19 protein-coding genes and 1 tRNA gene are annotated in these 20,452 nt (G+C 59.0%); 10 read left to right on the forward strand and 10 right to left on the reverse strand.

Annotation, left to right across the window (positions count from 1 at the left end; translation table 11 throughout):
• Nucleotides 1–103: 103 nt before the first annotated feature.
• The 4 genes from AC19YQ_RS19585 to AC19YQ_RS19600 all read right to left on the reverse strand — a co-directional run bounded on the left by AC19YQ_RS19585 (nucleotide 104) and on the right by AC19YQ_RS19600 (nucleotide 3,546).
• A complete protein-coding gene (locus tag AC19YQ_RS19585) occupies nucleotides 104–385 on the reverse strand; it encodes a peptidylprolyl isomerase (protein WP_016781241.1) in 282 nt (93 codons plus the stop codon).
• Between the two features lie 128 nt (nucleotides 386–513).
• Entirely contained in the window at nucleotides 514–1,395 is an 882-nt protein-coding gene (locus AC19YQ_RS19590; RefSeq protein ID WP_500595724.1) for a triacylglycerol lipase, read from the reverse strand.
• Nucleotides 1,396–1,505: 110 nt separating this feature from the next.
• Nucleotides 1,506–2,594 carry a 3-deoxy-7-phosphoheptulonate synthase gene (locus AC19YQ_RS19595; RefSeq protein ID WP_500595725.1) on the reverse strand — a complete coding sequence of 363 codons (1,089 nt, stop codon included), beginning with the start codon at nucleotides 2,592–2,594 and terminating at the stop codon, nucleotides 1,506–1,508.
• Nucleotides 2,595–3,303: 709 nt separating this feature from the next.
• Nucleotides 3,304–3,546 (reverse strand): helix-turn-helix domain-containing protein, encoded by a 243-nt coding sequence (locus AC19YQ_RS19600; RefSeq protein WP_133077459.1) that lies wholly within the window; start codon nucleotides 3,544–3,546, stop codon nucleotides 3,304–3,306.
• A gap of 81 nt (nucleotides 3,547–3,627) precedes the next feature.
• Between AC19YQ_RS19600 and AC19YQ_RS19605 the strand changes: the two genes are divergently transcribed.
• The 5 genes from AC19YQ_RS19605 to AC19YQ_RS19625 all read left to right on the forward strand — a co-directional run bounded on the left by AC19YQ_RS19605 (nucleotide 3,628) and on the right by AC19YQ_RS19625 (nucleotide 7,321).
• Entirely contained in the window at nucleotides 3,628–4,008 is a 381-nt protein-coding gene (locus tag AC19YQ_RS19605) for a helix-turn-helix domain-containing protein (RefSeq protein ID WP_500595726.1), read from the forward strand.
• A 116-nt stretch (nucleotides 4,009–4,124) separates the two neighbouring features.
• Nucleotides 4,125–4,763, forward strand: coding sequence for a response regulator transcription factor GacA (gene gacA, locus AC19YQ_RS19610; RefSeq protein ID WP_019826343.1), 639 nt, complete (start codon nucleotides 4,125–4,127; stop codon nucleotides 4,761–4,763).
• A gap of 2 nt (nucleotides 4,764–4,765) precedes the next feature.
• Complete coding sequence (uvrC, locus tag AC19YQ_RS19615; RefSeq protein ID WP_219263131.1) at nucleotides 4,766–6,589, forward strand: excinuclease ABC subunit UvrC; 1,824 nt, start codon at nucleotides 4,766–4,768, stop codon at nucleotides 6,587–6,589.
• A gap of 32 nt (nucleotides 6,590–6,621) precedes the next feature.
• Nucleotides 6,622–7,179: a CDP-diacylglycerol--glycerol-3-phosphate 3-phosphatidyltransferase gene (gene pgsA, locus AC19YQ_RS19620; protein ID WP_048361487.1), complete on the forward strand. Its 558-nt coding sequence runs from the start codon at nucleotides 6,622–6,624 to the stop codon at nucleotides 7,177–7,179.
• 66 nt (nucleotides 7,180–7,245) lie between these two features.
• Nucleotides 7,246–7,321: transfer RNA gene (locus AC19YQ_RS19625), tRNA-Gly, on the forward strand.
• A gap of 314 nt (nucleotides 7,322–7,635) precedes the next feature.
• Here AC19YQ_RS19625 and AC19YQ_RS19630 read toward each other — a convergent pair.
• Nucleotides 7,636–9,051: a cytosine permease gene (locus AC19YQ_RS19630; protein WP_133076931.1), complete on the reverse strand. Its 1,416-nt coding sequence runs from the start codon at nucleotides 9,049–9,051 to the stop codon at nucleotides 7,636–7,638.
• A 249-nt stretch (nucleotides 9,052–9,300) separates the two neighbouring features.
• On the opposite strand from AC19YQ_RS19630, the gene AC19YQ_RS19635 reads away from it, so the two are divergent.
• Nucleotides 9,301–10,212, forward strand: coding sequence for a LysR substrate-binding domain-containing protein (locus tag AC19YQ_RS19635; protein WP_019826348.1), 912 nt, complete (start codon nucleotides 9,301–9,303; stop codon nucleotides 10,210–10,212).
• Between the two features lie 56 nt (nucleotides 10,213–10,268).
• Here the strand turns inward: AC19YQ_RS19635 and argE are convergent, their stop codons facing one another.
• From argE to AC19YQ_RS19655, 4 genes are read right to left on the reverse strand one after another with little or no spacing between them, the layout of a single operon-like run.
• Nucleotides 10,269–11,414 carry an acetylornithine deacetylase gene (argE, locus tag AC19YQ_RS19640; RefSeq protein WP_500595727.1) on the reverse strand — a complete coding sequence of 382 codons (1,146 nt, stop codon included), beginning with the start codon at nucleotides 11,412–11,414 and terminating at the stop codon, nucleotides 10,269–10,271.
• Nucleotides 11,411–12,088 carry a DUF1028 domain-containing protein gene (locus AC19YQ_RS19645; protein WP_019826351.1) on the reverse strand — a complete coding sequence of 226 codons (678 nt, stop codon included), beginning with the start codon at nucleotides 12,086–12,088 and terminating at the stop codon, nucleotides 11,411–11,413. The genes argE and AC19YQ_RS19645 overlap by 4 nt, the downstream gene beginning before the upstream one ends.
• A gap of 11 nt (nucleotides 12,089–12,099) precedes the next feature.
• Nucleotides 12,100–12,510: a RidA family protein gene (locus AC19YQ_RS19650; RefSeq protein WP_133076929.1), complete on the reverse strand. Its 411-nt coding sequence runs from the start codon at nucleotides 12,508–12,510 to the stop codon at nucleotides 12,100–12,102.
• A 23-nt stretch (nucleotides 12,511–12,533) separates the two neighbouring features.
• Nucleotides 12,534–13,865 (reverse strand): flavin-containing monooxygenase, encoded by a 1,332-nt coding sequence (locus AC19YQ_RS19655; protein ID WP_326397974.1) that lies wholly within the window; start codon nucleotides 13,863–13,865, stop codon nucleotides 12,534–12,536.
• A 359-nt stretch (nucleotides 13,866–14,224) separates the two neighbouring features.
• Here AC19YQ_RS19655 and AC19YQ_RS19660 point away from each other — a divergent pair, with 359 nt between their 5' ends.
• From AC19YQ_RS19660 to AC19YQ_RS19675, 4 genes are all read left to right on the forward strand, one after another.
• Nucleotides 14,225–15,022 carry a LuxR C-terminal-related transcriptional regulator gene (locus AC19YQ_RS19660; RefSeq protein ID WP_133076927.1) on the forward strand — a complete coding sequence of 266 codons (798 nt, stop codon included), beginning with the start codon at nucleotides 14,225–14,227 and terminating at the stop codon, nucleotides 15,020–15,022.
• A gap of 45 nt (nucleotides 15,023–15,067) precedes the next feature.
• Nucleotides 15,068–16,450 (forward strand): aspartate aminotransferase family protein, encoded by a 1,383-nt coding sequence (locus AC19YQ_RS19665; protein ID WP_339474459.1) that lies wholly within the window; start codon nucleotides 15,068–15,070, stop codon nucleotides 16,448–16,450.
• A gap of 152 nt (nucleotides 16,451–16,602) precedes the next feature.
• Nucleotides 16,603–17,982 carry an APC family permease gene (locus AC19YQ_RS19670; RefSeq protein WP_500595728.1) on the forward strand — a complete coding sequence of 460 codons (1,380 nt, stop codon included), beginning with the start codon at nucleotides 16,603–16,605 and terminating at the stop codon, nucleotides 17,980–17,982.
• A 30-nt stretch (nucleotides 17,983–18,012) separates the two neighbouring features.
• A complete protein-coding gene (locus AC19YQ_RS19675; protein ID WP_500595729.1) occupies nucleotides 18,013–19,503 on the forward strand; it encodes an aldehyde dehydrogenase in 1,491 nt (496 codons plus the stop codon).
• Here AC19YQ_RS19675 and AC19YQ_RS19680 read toward each other — a convergent pair.
• On the reverse strand, nucleotides 19,500–20,441 hold the full coding sequence (locus tag AC19YQ_RS19680) for a LysR family transcriptional regulator (RefSeq protein ID WP_500595730.1): 942 nt from the start codon (nucleotides 20,439–20,441) through the stop codon (nucleotides 19,500–19,502). The genes AC19YQ_RS19675 and AC19YQ_RS19680 overlap by 4 nt on opposite strands.
• Nucleotides 20,442–20,452 lie beyond the last annotated feature (11 nt).

Below are 20,452 nucleotides of genomic sequence, written 5' to 3' on the forward strand. Positions count from 1 at the left end.
GAACGACGGGTTCGTGAATGAGGAAACGTAGCACGTGGTTTGCAGTTGCGGATACGAAACGGCCCACCAATAGGTGGGCCGTTTTCACGCAGCGCGGGGAGGATTAGTCCTGGCGGCTGGTGACTTCCAGCAGGTGATAGCCGAACTGGGTCTTGACCGGGCCTTGCACCACGTTGATTGGCGCGCTGAAGACGACGGTGTCGAATTCTTTAACCATCTGGCCTGGACCGAAAGAACCCAGGTCGCCGCCCTGACGGCTGGACGGGCAAGAAGAGTTGGCTTTCGCCACTTCGGCGAAATCAGCGCCGCCTTCGATTTGGGCTTTCAGTTCGTTGCACTTGTCTTCGGTGGCAACAAGGATGTGACGGGCAGTGGCTTTAGCCATGAGGGAGTACTCCTTTCAAGAAAGTGCCGAGCCTACCGGATTCAGTGGGTTTTTTCTCGGCAAAAGTTCTGTTTTGCGTTTTTGCTGACTGGCGGATCAATGCTTGACGTACTGCGACCGGACTATTTTTATAACCCTTTGTTTTTCAAAAGCTTGGCGTGTTCGACATAAAGCGTGAGCGGGTTGACGGTTTTTTTTCTCATGGGGGCCAGGTGATTAATGGTGTCGAGGTGATCAAGGGGGTAGTCCGAGCGGATCACATGGCCCAGATGGGAGCTGAATCGTCCCACCATTCCGTCATTTTCCTTGGTCTCACGGGTAAAAAAGCTGCCGAACACACGGCAGGCGTTGTGCAAGGGGTCGAGCAGGTTCAGCGATTCCGACAATCGTGAGCCTTTGATAATGCCGCTCCAGGAGTAATAGAACACATCGTTTACGTACTCGGCCCCCATGCCGCCCCAGGTTTCAGGCAGGCATTGGGGGTATTTAAGGTTAAATGCAGTAACTCCTTCGGTGGTCAGGGCGTTGAGCGCCTCAAGTGCGTGTTGCGGCAGTTGCGAGTGGCCGGTTATCGCTGACAGGAATGTGGAGAACGCTGTGGTCAGGGCGCCGGCGATGGTTTCGGGCAGTGTGCCCGGCACAAAGGCCTGACGCATGCGGTCTGCTGCTTCCGAACCATGATTCGGGCCGCTGACCGAGGTCACGGAGGCGACAAGATGTGGCGCGGTGGCAGCTGCATAGCGGGCGGTCAGGGCGCCCTGGCTGTGGCCGATCAGGTTGACCCGCTGTGCGCCGGTCTGGGTGCACACCCTGCGTATATGCTCAAGCAGTTGTTCGCCCCGTGTCTCGTTGTTGTTGGCGGCCGAAATGATCGGCACGAAAACCCTGGCGCCTGATTCAGCGAGCGCGTCCTCGATGCCTTTAAAGTAGTTGAAGGGGCCTATCCGGCCGAAACCGAACAGTCCGTGTACCAGCAGAATCGGGTAGTGGGTATTGGCTGAGTCATCCATGGGGTGTTTTCCTTGGTGTTGTTAACCGTAAAAAACACCTTAGTCGATATCGACTTCGCGCAGCCGTGGGCATATTCCCGGGCTGCACAGAGGTTTGCCGAGCAGGCTTGTCAGGCGATGACCCGGGCGACGCGGCGCTGTGTTTGCAGCTGTTGGGCGGCGTTGCGCAGCAAGTGCTCGGTGGCATCCCAGCCCAGGCAGCCATCGGTCACGGAAACCCCGTAGCGCATGTTCGCACTCAGGGGCTGGCAGCCTTCGAACAGATGGCTTTCGAGCATCATGCCAATCAGGGAGTGATCACCTGCCAGGCGCTGTTCGAGCACATCATTGAACACTTCCGGCTGGCGCAACGGGTCTTTGCCGCTGTTGGCGTGGCTGCAGTCGATCATCATGCGGGCCGGGATGGCGCTTTTTTCCAGTCCGGCGCGAGCCTTGGCCACACTGGCGCGGTCGTAGTTCGGGCCGCTGTGGCCACCGCGCAGTACCAGATGGGTGTCGGGGTTGCCGGGCGTCTCGACGATTGCCGGATGGCCCTGGCTATCGACCCCGAAATGACGGTGACTGTGCGCGGCAGAGCGCATGGCATCGCAGGCGATTGCCACGCCGCCGTCAGTGCCGTTTTTGAAGCCTACCGGCAGATCAAGGCCGCTGGCCATTTCGCGGTGAATTTGCGATTCGGTGGTGCGGGCGCCAATGGCCACCCAGCCCAGCAGGTCGTCGAAGTAGCCTGCAGCGATGGGCTGCAACAGTTCGGTGGCGACCGGAAGGCCCATGCGCAGGATTTCGAACATCAGTTCCCGTGACAGGGTCAGGCCGTGAGCCATGTCATCGCTGCCATCCAGGTGCGGATCGTAGGCCAGGCCTTTCCAGCCCACAGTGGTGCGCGGTTTTTCGATGTAGGCACGCATGACCAGTAGCATGTCGTCGCTCACTTCATGGGCCAAGGCTGCGAGATTGCTGGCGTATTCGAGTGCGGCGAGGGGGTCGTGGATGGAGCAGGGGCCGACAACCACCAGTAAACGGGAGTCTTCACCGTTGAGGATGGCGCGAATGGCCTGGCGCTGGCTGCTGATCTGCTCGCGAAGCTTGATGCTCAGGGGCAGTTGCTGTTTGAGTTGCGCTGCGCTGGGCAGGCGACGGGTCGAAATCTGGGTAGTTGCAGTGTGTACGGCTGGCAGAGCGGATACGGATGCGTTCATGGTGTGTGCTTCCTGGGCAGGCGGCGGGTTCTCCCGCGCGCTCAGCCCTACTGGGGTGTTCGACAATTGGCCAGACTGGCTATGAGTGCTTGCGTGCCACCAATGTGGGTCCGTTCGGAGGCGGCAGGCTGTCCCGAACGGCGGTTGATAAATCGCCATGCAGTGCAAAGGTCGAAGCGGTAATAAGTGGCGTAGTTCATGGGGTAAATCCTCAATTCAATAAAATGTCAGGGGCCAGAAAAACAAAACCCCCGGTCGGGAAGCCGACCGGGGGTGAGAATTCTCTGGTAGGCGACCCCTAAGTAGTGGGCGCCGTGTGGGTATCAGGCGCGCTAGTGGCTAAACCAATACCCAAAATAAAATCGTGCGGTGGAGTGCATGTTGTTCGCGCACACAGATTCAGCCAGACGCTCGTCGCGTGCGGTCTTACAAATGTCTGTGGGGGCGTGATGCAACATGGGTGGTCTCCGATTGATGGTTCGCAGCTTACTTGAGGCGAACGGGCGTATTCAATCAAAAAATACTATGTGGATTAACAATTCAGACTATTGCCATCAGAGTCAGGGGCAGGCGAGATGTTTATTCGAGCCGGTCACGAACACGTGAGGGCCCTGTTTGCGGGCATTTCGCCGCCGGTCGCCCAACATACTGTTGAGGTAAGGGCGTGCCTGAATACTAAATCGGGAGCTACGCCCGATTAGGCGCATACTCAAGCGAACTCATCACCTTCTGCCTCAACTGAATGTGTGGCTTGAGAGGCAATGATGCCGTCTTTCATGCCCAGAAGAACCGCTACCTTGTGGGCTTCACCACGCTTCCCCTTTTTGCGCCCGGCGAGCACTTGATAAGTGGTGGCCGGGTCGACGCCATGTTCCCGAGCGAACTCTTGAACGGATTTCCCCTGGTATTCCAGCCATGCCTTGGCTTGTGCGGCAGTACGAATTCCGGTCATAGTTCAAAACCGTTCAATTTTGTTTAAAATTTATGGATTATACCATCCTTGCGGGTGTTTAAAATGGGATCATACATCCAAATGAGTGGAATTAGTTTGCGCTTGCGCCAAGAGAGAGAGCGACTGGGTTTGTCGCAGAAAGCTTTTGGCGAAATTGGTGGTGTCGAGGCGAATGCCCAAGGCAAATATGAGAGTGGTGATCGCGCGCCCAAGGCGGACTACTTGTCGCGGGTCGCAGGGCGTGGGGTGGATGTGCTGTTTGTACTGACCGGCAGCCCAACCCCGACATTAGTCGATAACCTCAGTCATATAGAAGAAAAAGTCCTGACCAGCTACCGGGTCTTGCAAAAGGAAGATCAGGACGCCATCCGCCGCTTGACCACAACCTTGGCCGAGCTGTCTGTCGCTCACCCGGCAAAGGAACTTCGTGATCCTGAAGATATTGAGGCCGTCAAGGGCTGAATATTTACAAGGATTTAACGCTTTGGCGTGGATAGTTGACGCAAGTCGGTAGGTTGGTGGATTAGTTTTTGCTAAGGTGTCCACAATCAACCAAGACCAATTTGCGAGGTATCGACTTGATTCGGGTTCTAGTGGTCGATGACCACGATCTTGTGCGTACAGGGATCACACGAATGCTGGCCGATATCGAAGGCTTGCAAGTGGTCGGTCAGGCCGAGTCCGGTGAGGAGTCCCTTCTCAAGGCCCGCGAGCTGAAGCCTGATGTGGTTTTGATGGATGTCAAAATGCCCGGCATTGGTGGTCTGGAAGCTACCCGCAAGATGATGCGCAGCCACCCCGACATCAAGGTTGTCGCCGTGACGGTGTGTGAAGAAGACCCTTTTCCGACGCGCTTGCTGCAGGCAGGCGCCGCAGGCTACATGACCAAGGGCGCGGGTCTGGCCGAGATGGTCCAGGCAATCAGGCTGGTATTCGCCGGTCAGCGCTACATCAGCCCGCAAGTCGCACAGCAATTGGCACTCAAATCCTTTCAGCCTGCAAGTGACTCTCCGTTTGATGCCCTGTCCGAGCGCGAAATTCAGATCGCGCTGATGATTGTGGGCTGTCAGAAGGTCCAGGTCATTTCAGACAAACTTTGCCTGTCGCCCAAGACGGTCAATACCTACCGCTACCGCATTTACGAGAAGCTCTCGGTCAAAAGCGATGTTGAACTGGCCTTGCTGGCTGTTCGTCACGGCATGGTCGATGCTGGTTAACGATGACTGACGTGTTTGACGCAAGTGCGTTTCTTTCGACCTGCAGCGGTCGTCCTGGCGTGTATCGCATGTTTGACGGCGATGCACGGCTGCTTTACGTGGGTAAGGCCAAGAACCTGAAAAAGCGTCTGGCCAGCTACTTTCGCAAAACCGGCCTGGCGCCTAAAACAGCTGCCCTCGTGGCACGTATCGCGCAAATAGAAACCACCATTACCGCCAATGAAACCGAGGCGTTGCTGCTTGAGCAGACGCTTATCAAGGAATGGCGCCCGCCGTACAACATTCTGTTGCGCGACGATAAGTCCTATCCCTATGTGTTTCTGTCGGATGGTGAATTCCCGCGCCTGAGCATTCATCGCGGTGCCAAGAAGCTAAAAGGCAAGTACTTCGGGCCTTACCCCAGTGCGGGCGCTATTCGCGAGAGCCTGAGCATCTTGCAAAAGACCTTTCTGGTGCGTCAGTGCGATGACAGCTACTTCAAAAACAGAACGCGGCCTTGTTTGCAGTATCAGATCAAGCGCTGCAAAGCGCCTTGTGTCGGGTTGGTTGAGCCGCAGGAGTATGCCGAGGATGTTCGCCACTCGATCATGTTCCTGGAGGGGCGCAGCAGCGCGCTGACCGACGAGCTCAACAGTGCAATGGAGCAAGCCGCCAGCACCCTTGATTTTGAGCGTGCCGCTGAGGTACGTGACCAGATTTCGCTCTTGCGCAGGGTTCAGGACCAGCAAAGCATGGAAGGCGGGACCGGCGATGTGGATGTGATTGCCGCTTTCGTAAACCCCGGCGGCGCCTGTGTGCATTTGATCAATGTGCGCGGCGGGCGGGTATTGGGCAGCAAGAACTTCTTTCCTCAGGTCGGTATCGAGGAGGAGGTGGCCGAAGTCATGGCGGCCTTTCTCGGTCAGTACTACATCAGCAGCCCTGAGCGCGACTTGCCGAGCGAGCTGATTGTAAACGTGGAGCACGAGAGCTTCGGCGCAATCATCGACGCCATCGAAGAGCTGCGGGGCCGAGAGCTGGCCATCAGCTACAGGGTGCGTGGCACGCGGGCGCGATGGCAGCAACTGGCGGTCACCAATGCCGAGCAGGCGCTGGTTGCCCGGCTGACAAACCGTCTGCATGTTGCGGCACGCTTTGAGGCTCTGGCCAAAGTATTGAAACTCGACGAAATCCCACAGCGGCTGGAGTGCTATGACATCAGTCACTCCAGCGGTGAAGCGACCGTTGCATCCTGCGTGGTGTTCGGCCCCGAAGGTCCGATCAAGTCGGATTACCGGCGCTTCAACATTGAAGGCGTCACCCCGGGCGATGACTATGCCGCCATGCACCAGGCACTGATGCGCCGTTTCAGCCGGCTTAAAGAGGGGGAGGGCAAGTTGCCCGACATCCTGCTGGTCGATGGTGGCAAGGGTCAGCTCTCAATGGCCCGTGATGTGCTCAATGAACTGGCCGTGCCAGACTTGATCCTGCTTGGCGTGGCCAAGGGGGCAACACGCAAGGCGGGCTTCGAAACTCTCTATCTGAACGATGCTGCCCATGAATTCACGTTAAAGGGTGACTCGCCGGCCTTGCATTTGATTCAGCAAATCCGTGACGAGGCCCACCGTTTTGCCATTACCGGACATCGGGCGCGACGGGGTAAAACCCGTCGAACCTCAACCCTGGAAGGCATTGCAGGGGTAGGGCCGACTCGCCGCCGAGATTTATTGAAACATTTTGGTGGCTTACAGGAGCTATCTCGTGCCAGCATCGAGGAGATCGCCAAAGCACCCGGGATCAGTAAAAAGCTCGCTGAGTTGATTTATGCAAACCTGCACAGCGAGTAGAATGCCCCCTCACCTCGTAGCCAGTTGTGCCGATGAATATCCCTAATTTGATCACCGTACTACGCGTTCTACTCATTCCTTTCTTCATTCTGTTGTTTTACATGCCGTACAGCTGGAGTTATGTAGCCGCCAGCTCAGTCTTCGCGTTTGCGGCGGCGACGGATTGGCTCGACGGCTATTTGGCCCGTCGACTGGAGCAAAGCACGCCTTTTGGTGCCTTTCTGGATCCGGTAGCCGACAAGTTGATGGTTGCTGTGGCGTTGGTCCTGTTGGTGCAAGAGCACCACAACGTGTGGCTGACCCTGCCTGCGGCCGTGATTATTGGCCGTGAAATTGTCATTTCCGCGTTGCGCGAGTGGATGGCAGAGTTGGGAGCACGGGCTCAGGTTGCCGTATCGAACATGGGCAAATGGAAAACAGCGGCGCAAATGCTGGCCCTGATCATCTTGCTGGCCAATCCATCGGACTTCAGCTTCTGGGTGTTGGTGGGTTACGGGTTGCTGCTGGTGGCGGCCGGGTTGACCTTGTGGTCGATGCTTCAGTATTTGCGGGCCGCCTGGCCGCATCTGAAGACGACCTCGGTAAAATAAATAAAACTTTTTGAATCAATGGGTTGACGCATTCTTTTATTGCTATAGAATGCCCAGCACCAAGACGCGGGAATAGCTCAGTTGGTAGAGCACGACCTTGCCAAGGTCGGGGTCGCGAGTTCGAGTCTCGTTTCCCGCTCCAAACATGGCTTTACGAATTCATTGCAGTTCGATAGAGCAGAACAAAGGACCTTCGGGTCCTTTTTTCGTTTCTGGCTTTTCATCAGGGAGCTTGTCCAGGCGCCCAACGATGATTTCTTTGCGGCATCTCTCTCAAGTCACCACCCAGGATGCTCCGGATTTTCAGGGGTTTGAAGGCGAGGGTGGCTGGGTATTGCCAAATGCGCAACGCCAGACCCGCAAGTCGTCTAGTGACGAGGCTTCCAGTATCTGGCGCTGCCTGTGGGGCGGGAGTTGCAGAGTCTTCAGTTCAAGATAAACAGCCTGGGTGGCCGATCAGACACCGGCGACCAATGCGCCCTCGTTCATCCTGCGTTTGTAGGCACTGTCACGATTCGCCAGCCAGAAATACAACGGCGAAGTCACTACCAGCCCGACGATCCAGGACAAGTCCGCTCCGTTGATGTGTTCTGAAATCGGACCCACATACAGCGGCGTGTTCATGAACGGAATCTGCACCACAATACCGACCGCATACGCCAGCAATGCCTGGGGGTTGTAGCGCCCGTAAATCCCGCCATCCACACGAAAGATCGACGCAATGTCGTACTTGCCCTTATGGATCGCGTAGAAGTCGATCAGGTTGATCGCTGTCCACGGCACCAATACCACCAGCAACACCAGCACCATATCGACGAAGTGCCCGATAAAGTCCTTGGAGGCGAACACGGCTGCAGTTGCACACGTGGCCAGCACGATGATGGAGATCACCGCACGGCTTTTGGCTGTTGGAATCCAGCGATACGCAAAGGTCTGCACCAGGGTGATGATCGACAGTACCGCGCCGTACAGGTTGAGGGCGTTGTGGCTGATCACGCTGAGCAAAAAGAGCACCAGCATCAGGGGGCCGATGGAGCCCGTGGCGAGTTTGACCGCTTCCATGGTGTCCATCCCTACCGGGGTGGCGAGGACGGCAACGGCGCCAAAGATGAAGGACAGACTGGAGCCCAGGACCGAACCCAGGTAAGTGGTCCAGAAGGTGGACGCAACGGGGACGTCAGCCGGCAGGTAGCGGGAGTAGTCAGACACGTAGGGGGCAAAGGCGATCTGCCACAGGGCAGCCAGGGAAATGGTCGCCAGCACGCCTGCAATGTTGAACCCGCCGCGGGTCAGAAAGTCGGTGGTCTGTATGTGGGTGAAGATGTAGCCGAAACCGAGCACGATCCCGGCGCCCAGTACCCAGGTGCCAATGCGGTTGAGCACGTGGATAAAGCGGTAGCCGATGATGCCTATAATCCCGGAACCGATGGCGCCGATCACGATGCCGACCGGCACGGGCACCGAATCGACCACCCCGTGCAGGGATTTGCCCGCCAGCACGATGTTGGAAGCAAAGAAACCGATGTACATGACACCCGCGATCACCACCACCAGCAACGCGCCGAGGGAGCCGAACTGGGCACGGCTCTGGATCATTTGCGGGATGCCCATCTGCGGGCCCTGGGCCGAGTGCAGCGCCATCAGCACGCCGCCGACCAGGTGACCGATGAGGATGGCGACGATGCCCCACATCAGATTAAGGTTGAACAGTTGCACACCCAGTGCTCCGGTGACGATCGGCAGCGGCGCGATGTTGCCGCCGAACCACAGGGTGAACAGGTCTCTTACCTTTCCATGGCGATCTTCGGGGGGCACGTATCCAATCGTGTGTTTCTCGATGAGCGGGGCGTTGGCTGTTGCAGTGGTGACCATGACGAACTCCAAGGCAGGTGAGTACGTGGACGTACTTCGCAGTGCGCCGACAGGGCGGCGCTTTGTTGTTGGAGTGATCATCTGTAATGGGGGCAGGGAGGTAAATTAGTAAGTTTGTTGCTATAGACATTAAAAAAAGTATCTCCCGGGCTTTTTTGCTCCGGTATGTTGCATGCTCCGTGAACGCTGAATAAAACAGCTTTTTCTTGCACTGGTTTGGGGCGAAATCCCACGTTTCCCGAGGTTCCGATGGCTGCCTACAACCTGCGCCAACTCAGATATTTTGTGACCACGGCCGACTGCGGCAGCGTCGCCGAAGCGTCGCGCAAGCTTTACATCGCACAACCGTCCGTCTCGACCGCGATCAAGCAACTGGAAGACAGCTTTGGTGTGCAGCTGTTTATCCGCCATCACGCCCAGGGCGTGTCACTCACTCCCAGTGGCGCACGGTTTTACCGCAAGGCGCTGGAGTTGTTGCGAGTGGCCCATGAGTTCGAACAAAACGCCCTGGCCGACAATGACGTGGTGGCGGGGCAGATCGATATCGGCTGCTTTGAAACCGTCGCACCGCTGTACTTGCCGCGTTTGATCGCCGGCTTCAAGGCGCGTTGGCCCGGGGTGGAAATCCGCATTCGCGACGGTGAGCAGCAGGAGCTGGTACAGGCGCTCACCGCAGGCACTATTGATGTGGCGATGCTGTTTGAACACGACCTGGGAACCGCCATCGAGACTGCGCCACTGATGCCGCCGCAGCAGCCATACGCCCTGTTACCGGCCGATCACCGCTTTGCACAGCAAGCCAGAGTGTCCCTGGCGGATCTGGTCCTGGAGCCGATGATTCTGCTGGATGTGCTGCCCAGCCGGACCTACTTCGTGAGCATATTCGAAGAGCGCGGGTTGACGCCGAATATCGTGTTCAGTTCGCCGTCGATCGAGATGGTTCGGGGGATGGTGGGCAGGGGGTTCGGCTTTTCGATACTGGTGACCAAACCGTTCACCGAGTACACCTATGACGGCCAGAAAGTCGTGTGTGTGCCGCTTGCTGAAACGGTCACGGGTTCAGGCTTGTCGGCTGTGTGGCTGCGTCGCGCACCATTGACCAAGCCGGTGCAGCTGTTTGTCGACTACTGCCGTGAAGAACTGGCGCAGTTACTGGGCTAGAACTGTGGGAGCCGGGCTTGCCCGGCTCCCACAGTTGATGGGTATCGTTTGGGGTATCAGGTGCGGATCGAGTGCAGCATCCGCAGCAGCATGGCATCACATCCCGCCAACTGAGCCACACTCACAAACTCATCCGGCTTGTGCCCCTGGTCCATGCTGCCGGGCCCGCAGACCACCGTGGGAATGCCCACGGCATCGAACAGCCCACCTTCGGTGCCAAACGCGACGGTGCCGAATTCCCGCGAGCCGCTGAACGCTGCAATCAACTCAGCCGCCTGGCTGCGCTCATCAGTCACCAGGCCCGGGTACGCAGACAACTCGGTAAAGCGGATCGCACTCTGCGCGCTGACGGCCTGCATGCGTGGCAACACCTGTTGCTCGGCGTACGCCTTCAACTGCGACGCCACCTCACTCGGGTCCTGGGACGGCAATGCGCGAATCTCGAAATCAAACCGGCAATCGGCAGGCACGATGTTCAGCGCTTTGCCCCCGGTAATCACCCCGGTTTGCACGGTGCTGAACGGCGGATCAAAACGGGGATCCTGTGTCTCCTGTAGTTGGTGCCCTATACGCCCCAACTCGCCAATCAACGCGGCGGCATGCTCGATGGCATTCACGCCATAGGGCGCATAGGCCGAATGACACGCCTCGCCCTGCACATCACAGCGCATGGCGAGCTTGCCTTTATGGCCGAGTACCGGCTTGAGCTGCGTCGGTTCGCCGATAATGCACAACATCGGCTTCACCGGCCGCTGCTCCAGTACCTTGAGCAACGAGCGCACGCCCAGGCAGCCGACTTCTTCGTCGTACGACAGGGCGATATGCACCGGCATGCGCAACGGCGCCTGAATCAGCGCCGGGACCAACGCCAGCACACAAGCGATGTAACCCTTCATATCCGCCGTGCCCCGGCCAAACAGCTTGCCGTCGCGCTCAGTCAGCTCAAACGGTGGCACTGTCCATGGCTGGCCATCCACCGGCACCACGTCGGTGTGTCCCGACAGCACAATACCCGCCAGTCCTTGCGGGCCAATACTGGCGAACAGGTTGGCCTTGCTGCGCTCTTCGTTGTAGACCAACTCACTGGCCACACCGAACCCGGCCAGGTAATCGCGCACAAAGTCGATCAGTTGCAGGTTGGACTCGCGGCTGGTGGTGTCAAACCCCACCAGCTTGTGCAGCAGATCGCGGCTGCTACTCATCGATCATCTCCGGCCACGCCGTAGCCGGGGGAACGGTCGGGAGCGATGGCGCGGTCGATGTAGTCCTGCACTTGCGGGCGATAAGCGTCCCAGAGTTTCTGCAGTTCAGTGATCGGGCGCTCATCGGCCCAGTCCACCCGCAGGTTGATGATCGGCCAGGTCAGTTCGCCCACCACCACCAGCGCGGCGGAATGCACCGGGCCGGCCTCGCCGCCAGCGTCGATGGCGGCATGCATGGCGGCCAGCAGCCGGTCCGCCAGTTGGCCTTCGCCTTGCTCGAACGCCAGGACCATGGCCTCGATCACTGCGCGGTCGGCCAGCATGTTGCCCGCCGCCACGCATTGTTCGCCCGCGACCCCATTGTGGGTACCCAGGGTCTCGCTGCCGCTGAAATGCACGGTGCGGCCCAGGTGATCAATCGCCGTCAGTTGCCGGTACTGGCTGTAGCCATTGCTCGTAAGCGCCTTGTCCAGCGCTGCGGCCGGGGCGAGGCCCCGTTCCAGCAAGTCCAGCACGTCCGGGCCCAGGGCCGGCAGGGTGATGTTCTGGGTTGAAACCGCGCCAACACCGGGACGCAACCAGGGGCAGCGGGCCCCCACGGCAATACTCGATGAACTGATGGCGATGCCCAACTGGCCGGTGTCCGCGCAACGGCCAACGATTGAAAACGTCATGGGTAGCCTCCTTACTCCGGGATAACCGCGATCACATCGATTTCCATCAGCCACTGGGGCTGCCCGAGGGCCGACACCACCAGTCCGGTAGAGATCGGAAACACCCCCTTGAGCCATTTGCCGACTTCCTGGTAAACCGGCTCGCGGTAGCGCGGGTCGATCAGGTAGGTGGTGGTCTTGACGATATGGCTCAGGTCGCTGCCCGCTTCTTCGAGCAGTTGCTTGACGTTACGCATGGCTTGCTCGGTCTGGGCCCTTGGGTCTCCCAGGCCAACGAGCCTGCCTTCGAAATCGGTGCCCACCTGGCCGCGCACATACACGGTGTTGCCGGCGCGCACGGCCTGGCACAGGTCGTTGTCCAGGGTTTGGTTAGGGTAGGTTTCCTTGGTGTTGAACATGCGGATGCGAGTGTGAGTAGGCATCAAATAAACTCCGAAAAAAGTGATCAGGCGCTGACAGTCGGATGGCGAGCCACGGCAGGGGCTTGGCGGTAGTCGAGGTATTTGCGCTGGGTGGCGATGTGGTCGGCCACGTGCTTGGCGTCGTGCCAGACGCCCCAGATAAACGAAGAGCCTCGACGCGACTGCCACGGCAAGCCAAGGAAGTAGATCCCGGACTCGCTCGATACGCCGCGCTGGTGCTGGGGCTTGCCGGTGGCGTCGAACGCATCGACCTTCAACCAGCTGTAGTCCACGGCAAACCCGGTGGCCCAGATGATCGACGTGATACCCGCCGTGGCCAGATCCAGTTCCAGGATCGGGTTCTTGATGCACGGCGCATCAGCAAACACGCGACGGGCTTGCGGTTCCGCAGGTAAGTCCAGGCCGTTACGCTCTACATAGGCATCGGCGGCATCCAGCAGGGCCAGGTAGTTCTCATCACCGCGGGCCAGGTTTTCCAGCAGGTTGGGCTGGAAACGGGCGACGCTGCCATTGAACGATTGGGTCAGGCCAACCAGCGTCATGCCTTGCTGGGCCAGCTCGCGAAAATCGATGGTTTTGCCACCCTGGGCGCCGCTTACCGCAATGGTCACGTGCTCGCGGCCAGGCTTCATCGCCGCCTGATCCCACTCGCCCAGCACACCCAGCCACCAGCAGAAATCGCGGTTGCGATAGGCGCGGGGCGGGCGGTCGTGGGCACCGACGGACAGGTACACCTGGCGACCGGAGCGTTGCAATTCATCGGCGATCTGCACGCCGGAAGAACCCGCACCCACCACCAGAACGGCCCCAGCCGGCAGCTGCGAAGGGTTGCGATAGTCGGCGGAGTGAATCTGATGCAACGCGGTGTCTTGAGGTGCAATCGCCGGAATCACCGGTTTCTGGAATGGCCCGGTCGCCGCCACCACGCGGTTGGCTTCGATCACGCCTTCGCTGGTATGCACGGTAAAGCCCGGGCGTCCGATATTGCGGGTTACAGACAGAACGTCCACGCCGGTTCGGATCGGCGCATTGAACTTGCGTGCATAGGCTTCAAAGTAATCCGCCACCCGCTCTTTTGGCGCAAAGCCATCGTCGGCGACGTCATCGAATGCCATACCCGGAAACCGGTCATGCCAGGCAGGTCCGTTGGCCACCAGCGAATCCCAGCGCCCGGTGCGCCAGCGTTCGGCAATACGACTGCGCTCCAGTACCAGGTGCGGCACGCCTTGCTTGCTCAGGTGCTCACTCATGGCCACGCCAGCCTGACCGGCTCCCACCACCAGGGTGTCTATTTTTGTTATCGCTACCGTCATGTCTCTGTCCTTGCGTAATGCAGTTGGATTCAGTTCGTGCATGACTTCAAGGCTAGGGGGAGGGCAGTTTTAAATAAAATATTATTAAGCTGGGAAGTGAGCATAAAAATTGAATGCAGAAGTTCTCGCCCTGATTACTCAATATTGCCCCTGTATCAACGCGCGAAACGGCATGCACACGGTGCTCAGGACCCTTGTGCCAGACGGGCTGACGCCTTGACCGTGGCCAGGCCGGGGTGGCCAGGCTCCTCACCCTAACGGGTGATTTCGATGATTTTCAGGGTGTGGGAGTATCACTCCACTCCTTGGCGCCAGTGACGTGGTGTCGTACTCAACCGTACTTTCGGCGAGTCTTTGAAGTGGAAAACGACCGGCTTTCATCTGCGCAATGGTTCGAACAGATGGCCAGAGTGACCGAGAGCATCGGGCAAGCGGGCTTCACCGCTACGTTGTTCGAAGCCCTGGGATGTATCTGGCCCATTCAGGCGACCACGTTGTACCTGTACCCCCACGGGGGCATGCCCAGTGCGTTGTTCGAACTGGAAGGCCCCTGGTTGCCACAAGGCAATGTGCGCCAGTACCTGTCCGGGTTCTATTTGCTGGACCCGTTCTACGGGGCCTGCATCGAAGGCGTCAGTTCAGGGTGTTACAACCTTGAGGATGTTGCCCCCGATCACTTCGAACTCGGCGAATACTTCCAGTCGTTTTACCGTCACTCCCATCTGGAAGATGAGTTGAACTACATCCTGCAGTCCAGTGCCGGGCTGAGCCTGTCGGTGTCACTGGCGTTTACGCAAAAACTGGACGCAACCACCACCCAGCAGTTCAAGCGGATAGCGCCCTGGGTGCTGGCGGTGCTGGGCAAGCATTTCGTCGGTCTGGATGCCCGGGGATCGCGCTTCGAAAACCTGCTGGAACAGCGAATCCATTCGGCCCTGAACAACTTTGGCTCGTCGCTGCTGACCGAGCGCGAATGCCGGATTGCCCAGCTGATCTTGCGCGGCCACTCCACACGTTCTCTGGCCGAACGCCTTGGGGTCACGGAAGACACCATCAAGTCCCACCGCAAGAACATCTACAGCAAGCTGGATATCGGTACGCAATCGGAACTGTTTTCCCTGTTTATCGATTCCCTGGCAGAAGCCCAGGGGGTGCTCAGCAAAGACCCCCTTGAAAGCTACATGAGCAAGAACCGCTGAGCGGTGCGCTTGCCCTTGTGTGACTCCCAACAAAAAGAGAAAACCATGAATTTACCATTCGAGTTGAAGCGCCAGACTGAGGATTACCAGCAGGCTGACGCGGCCCACCACATCCACGCCTTTGTGGATCAAAAAGCCCTGAATGCCGAAGGCCCGCGAGTGATGGTGCGGGGCAAGGGACTGTATCTATGGGACAGCGAAGGCAAGCGCTACCTGGACGGTATGTCGGGGCTGTGGTGCACCCAGCTCGGCTATGGTCGCAAGGACTTGACCGCCGCTGCCGCCGCGCAGATGGACCAGCTGTCGTACTACAACATGTTCTTTCACACCACCCATCCGGCGGTGATCGAACTGTCCGAGTTGCTGTTCAGCCTGCTACCGGGTCACTACAGTCACGTGATCTACACCAACTCCGGCTCCGAAGCCAACGAAGTGCTGATCCGTACCGTGCGCCGCTACTGGCAAGTGGTCGGCAAGCCGCAGAAAAAAATCATGATCGGCCGCTGGAATGGCTACCACGGTTCCACCCTCGCGGCTTCTGCGCTGGGCGGCATGAAGTTCATGCACGAAATGGGGGGCATGATTCCCGACGTCGCCCATATCGATGAGCCGTATTGGTACGCCCAGGGCGGCGAGTTGACTCCGACTGAGTTCGGTCGTCGCTGTGCCCTGCAACTGGAAGAAAAGATCCTCGAACTGGGCGCCGAAAACGTAGCGGGCTTTATCGCGGAACCGTTCCAGGGCGCGGGCGGGATGATTTTCCCTCCAGAAAGCTACTGGCCCGAGATTCAACGCATCTGCCGCCAGTACGATGTACTGCTCTGCGCCGATGAGGTGATTGGTGGCTTTGGTCGCACCGGCGAGTGGTTTGCTCATGAGTACTTCGGTTTTGAACCAGATACCCTGTCGATCGCCAAGGGCCTGACCTCCGGTTACATACCGATGGGCGGCCTGGTGCTGAGCAAGCGCATTGCCGATGCGCTGGTGGAGCAGGGCGGGGTCTTCGCCCACGGCCTGACCTACTCCGGGCACCCGGTCGCGGCAGCGGTGGCGCTGGCCAACCTCAAGGCGCTGCGTGATGAAGGCATCGTACGCACGGTGAAGGAAGACACCGGGCCATACCTGCAACAGATCCTGCGCGAAGTGTTCGCCCATCACCCGATGATCGGCGAGATCCAGGGCACGGGCTTGCTCGCGGCCTTGCAGTTCGCCGAGGACAAGAGCACGCGCAAACGCTTCGACAATGAAAACGACCTGGCCTGGCAGTGCCGCACCTTTGGTTTTGAAGAGGGCGTCATCATTCGCTCGACATTGGGCCGCATGATCATGGCGCCCGCCCTGGTAGCAACCCGAGGCGAACTGGACGAGCTGGTCGAGAAGACCCGCATTGCAGTAGACCGCACCGCACGGATCGCGGGAAAACTGTGAAGTGATCGGCCCACCACCCCGCATCCGGGGTGGTGGGCGACATCGTTACATCGCCCTGCGTGCACATCACCACTTTCAACGAATGATTCACTAACGGTATCGATTTCATCGAATGCCGCGGCGCCCTGCATTCCAATTTCCAGGAGTCAGCAATGAATACAATAACAAACGTGGCCGATACTCCCTCCCATCATTCCTCCTCCAGCGCAACGTCGGCCCGCAGGTTTCGACAACCGCTGGGCCTTGTCGGACTGGTTCTTTTCGGCCTGGCCTACATGGTCCCGCTGGCGGTGTTTACCACCTACGGCCTGGTCACCCAGATGACCAAGGGGCACCTGCCGACCGCCTACCTGTTGACGCTCGCGGCCATGCTGCTGACCGCCTACAGCTATGGACGCATGGTTCAGGCGCACCCTTATTCAGGATCGGTCTACACCTATACGCGCAAGGCATTTGGTGCCTATTTCGGCTTTATTGCCGGCTGGACGTTATTGCTGGACTACATCTTCCTGCCGTTGCTCAGCTATTTGCTGATCGGCATCTACATGTCCGAGTACTTTCCCGCCATTCCGACCGCGGTGTGGGTGCTCGGCTCCATTGCCCTGGTGACGGTACTCAACCTGGTGGGTATCGAGTCCATCACCCGGGTCAACTGGATACTGATCGTTGCCCAACTGGTCTTCATCGTGGTGTTCGTGGCGTTGTCAGTGAACACCCTGAGCGGGCATTCCGAACCGCTTTCACTGCTCGAGCCCTTCCACCATGAAGGCTTCAGCGTGCCGTTGATCATGACGGGGGCAGCCGTGCTGTGCCTGTCATTTCTGGGCTTCGATGCGGTGTCGACCATGGCCGAAGAAACCCCTGACCCCAAGCGTACGATTCCGCTCGCCATCATGGTGGTGTCGTTGGTCGGAGGGCTGCTGTTTCTGGTGGTTTCGTATTGTGCCCAGATGGTTTTTCCGGAATGGAACAGCTTCGCCGACCCGGATTCGGCGTCGGTGGACGTGATGCGTCGCGTCGGTGGCGAACTGCTGGTGACTGCGTTTACCGCGACCTATGTGGCGGGCTGTTTCGCCTCGGCAATGGTGTCCCAGGCCAGTGTCTCCCGCGTGCTGTTTGCAATGGGACGGGACGGAGCATTGCCCCGCGTACTCGGCAAGCTGGTCTCGAAAAAACGGGTGCCTGCCAACGCGATCATCCTGGTCAGTCTGTTCTCTCTGATTGCCCTGTTCATCACCCTGGATACCGTCGCCAACATGATCAGCTTTGGCGCGCTGTTCGCGTTCTCGGCGGTGAATCTGGCAGTGATCAAGCATTACCTGATTGATCAGAAGCTGCGCGGACGCCGCAACTACCTGATGTACGCCGTGCTGCCGGGGCTGGGGTTCCTCAGCACCCTCTGGTTGTGGACGAGCCTTTCGAGCATGTCGTTCCTCATTGGTCTGTGCTGGATGGGCCTGGGGCTCCTGTGTCTGCTGGGCGTCACCCGGGGGTTCCGGGTGGGCATGCCGGATTTGAAAATCGCGGAATAACTACAAAAAAATCCACTTGGGAGTACTGACATGTTCAACCTTGACTACTGGCAGCAGCGTGTTGCCCGCCAAACCTTCATTGACACCGCGCTGATCGACGGCCAGCCAGTGAGTTCGATGTCCGGGGCGACCTTCGACGCCATCAACCCGGCGACCAATCAATTGCTGGCCCGTGTCGCCGCGTGCGGCGAACAAGAAGTCAACCTGGCAGTGCGCTCAGCACGGCGCGCCTTTAACACAGGCCCTTGGCGGCGCATGGCCCCGGGGGAGCGCAAGAAAATCCTGATCAAGTTGTCCGGGCTGCTGATGGCCCACCGCGAAGAGCTGGCGCTGCTGGATTCGCTGAACATGGGCAAGCCGGTGATGGATGCCTACAACGTGGATGTACCCGGCGCCGCACACGTTTTTGCCTGGTACGGCGAAGCCCTCGACAAGGTCTATGATCAGGTCGCACCTACGGCTCATAACGCACTGGCCACCATCACCCGGGAAGCGCTGGGGGTTGTTGCCGCGGTGGTGCCGTGGAATTTTCCGCTGGACATGGCCGCCTGGAAACTGGCCCCCGCATTGGCTGCCGGCAACAGCGTGGTGCTGAAACCGGCGGAGCAATCGCCATTTTCTGCGTTGCGCCTGGCCCAGCTCGCCTTGGAGGCCGGTATCCCGGAAGGTGTGCTGAACGTGGTGCCCGGCCTGGGCGAGAGCGCCGGCAAGGCCCTCGGCTTGCATCCCGACGTTGATTGCCTGGTGTTCACCGGTTCCACCCAGGTCGGCAAGTACTTCATGCAGTATGCCGCGCAGTCCAACCTCAAGCAGGTCTGGCTGGAGTGCGGTGGCAAGAGCCCGAACCTGGTGTTCGAAGACTGCCAGGATCTGGACCTGGCTGCGGAAAAAGCCGCCTTCGGCATTTTCTTCAATCAGGGTGAAGTGTGCTCGGCCAACTCCCGGCTCTACGTGCAGCGCTCCATCCACGACGAATTCGTCGAGCGCCTGATCAGCAAGTCCCGCGCCTGGTTGCCCGGTGATCCCCTGAACCCGGGAAGCGCTGCGGGCGCCATCGTCGACAGCGAGCAAACAGCCCGCATCATGAAAGCCATCGGCCAGGCCACTGCGGGTGGTGCCACGTTGTTGAGCGGTGGTGAACAGCTGACCATCAATGGCTCTTCAAACTTTATCCAGCCGACGATATTCGCCAACGTGAACAGCGCCATGAGCATTTCCCGTGAAGAGGTGTTTGGTCCCGTCCTGGCCGTCAGCGCCTTTGATACTGAAGAGGAGGCCGTGGCGCAAGCCAACGACAGCATTTACGGCCTGGCGGCGTCGGTGTGGAGCGATGACCTGAATCGTGCCCACCGTGTGGCCCGTGCCCTGAATGCCGGTACGGTGTCGGTCAATACCGTCGACGCTCTGGATGTGGCGGTTCCCTTTGGCGGAGGCAAGCAGTCCGGTTTCGGGCGCGATCTGTCGCTGCACTCGTTTGACAAGTACACGCAACTGAAAACCACCTGGTTTCAGTTGCGTTAAACAGGGGTGGGAGCGGGGTGATCGGACGGATTCAGAGGCTGGGCAGAACCCTCGTTTTGCGCCAGCAACCTATCTATCAAGCTGCGGATGACCTTTGGCAGAGCCTCAAGATCACGGACCAGAATGCTTCGCTCCCGCACGCGCCAGGGCTCGTCGAGCTCGATGACTGACAGGCCCATGGTCTGTTGATGTCGACGGGCCGAAGACTCCGGCAGGATGGCCAGGCCCACGCCCGCTTCGACCATCCGGCACATCGCTTCAAAGCTGTAGACCTTGATCCGCATGTTCAGCGTATTGCCGTGCAGGGCCACCTGTTCGCTCAAGAAACGCAGCAGGGTGGTGCCTTCGTGCAAACCGATGTGCGCATAGGCCAGGGTCTCCGCCAGCTTGATGGTTGTGCGCCCGGCCAGGGGATGGTCGAGGGGCGTGACCAGTACCAGCTGGTCAGTACTGAAGTGTATGACCTGCAAACTGTCGGCCTCGACCGGGCCGGCAATGATGCCCATGTCCGTCGAGCCCTCCAGCACGCCCCGAACAATGTCGCGGCTCAATCGCTCCTGCAGGTCAACCGTCACCCCCGGACGTTCGGCGAGAAAGCCTGCAAGGATTTCGGGCAAGAACTCCGTGGCCGCCGTGGTGTTGGCAAAGATCCTGATATGCCCCGATGACTCGGTGCCGTACTCGGTGAACTCGCTTTTCAGGTAGTCCACCTGCCGCATGATCACGCGGGCATGGTGCAGGAACAGTTCCCCCGCAGGTGTGAGTTCAACGCCCCGACTGTCACGGTAGAGCAGGCGGCTGGCGAGGTTTTCTTCCAGGCTTTTGATCCGGGCGCTGGCGGCTGCCGGGGAGATGAATGCCTTGCGCGCACCCTGGGTCATGCTGGGGGATTCGGCGATATGGATAAACAGGCGCAGGTCGACGAGATCAAAGTGCATGCAGATTTTCC

The organism is Pseudomonas sp. MF06569, from assembly GCF_059862735.1.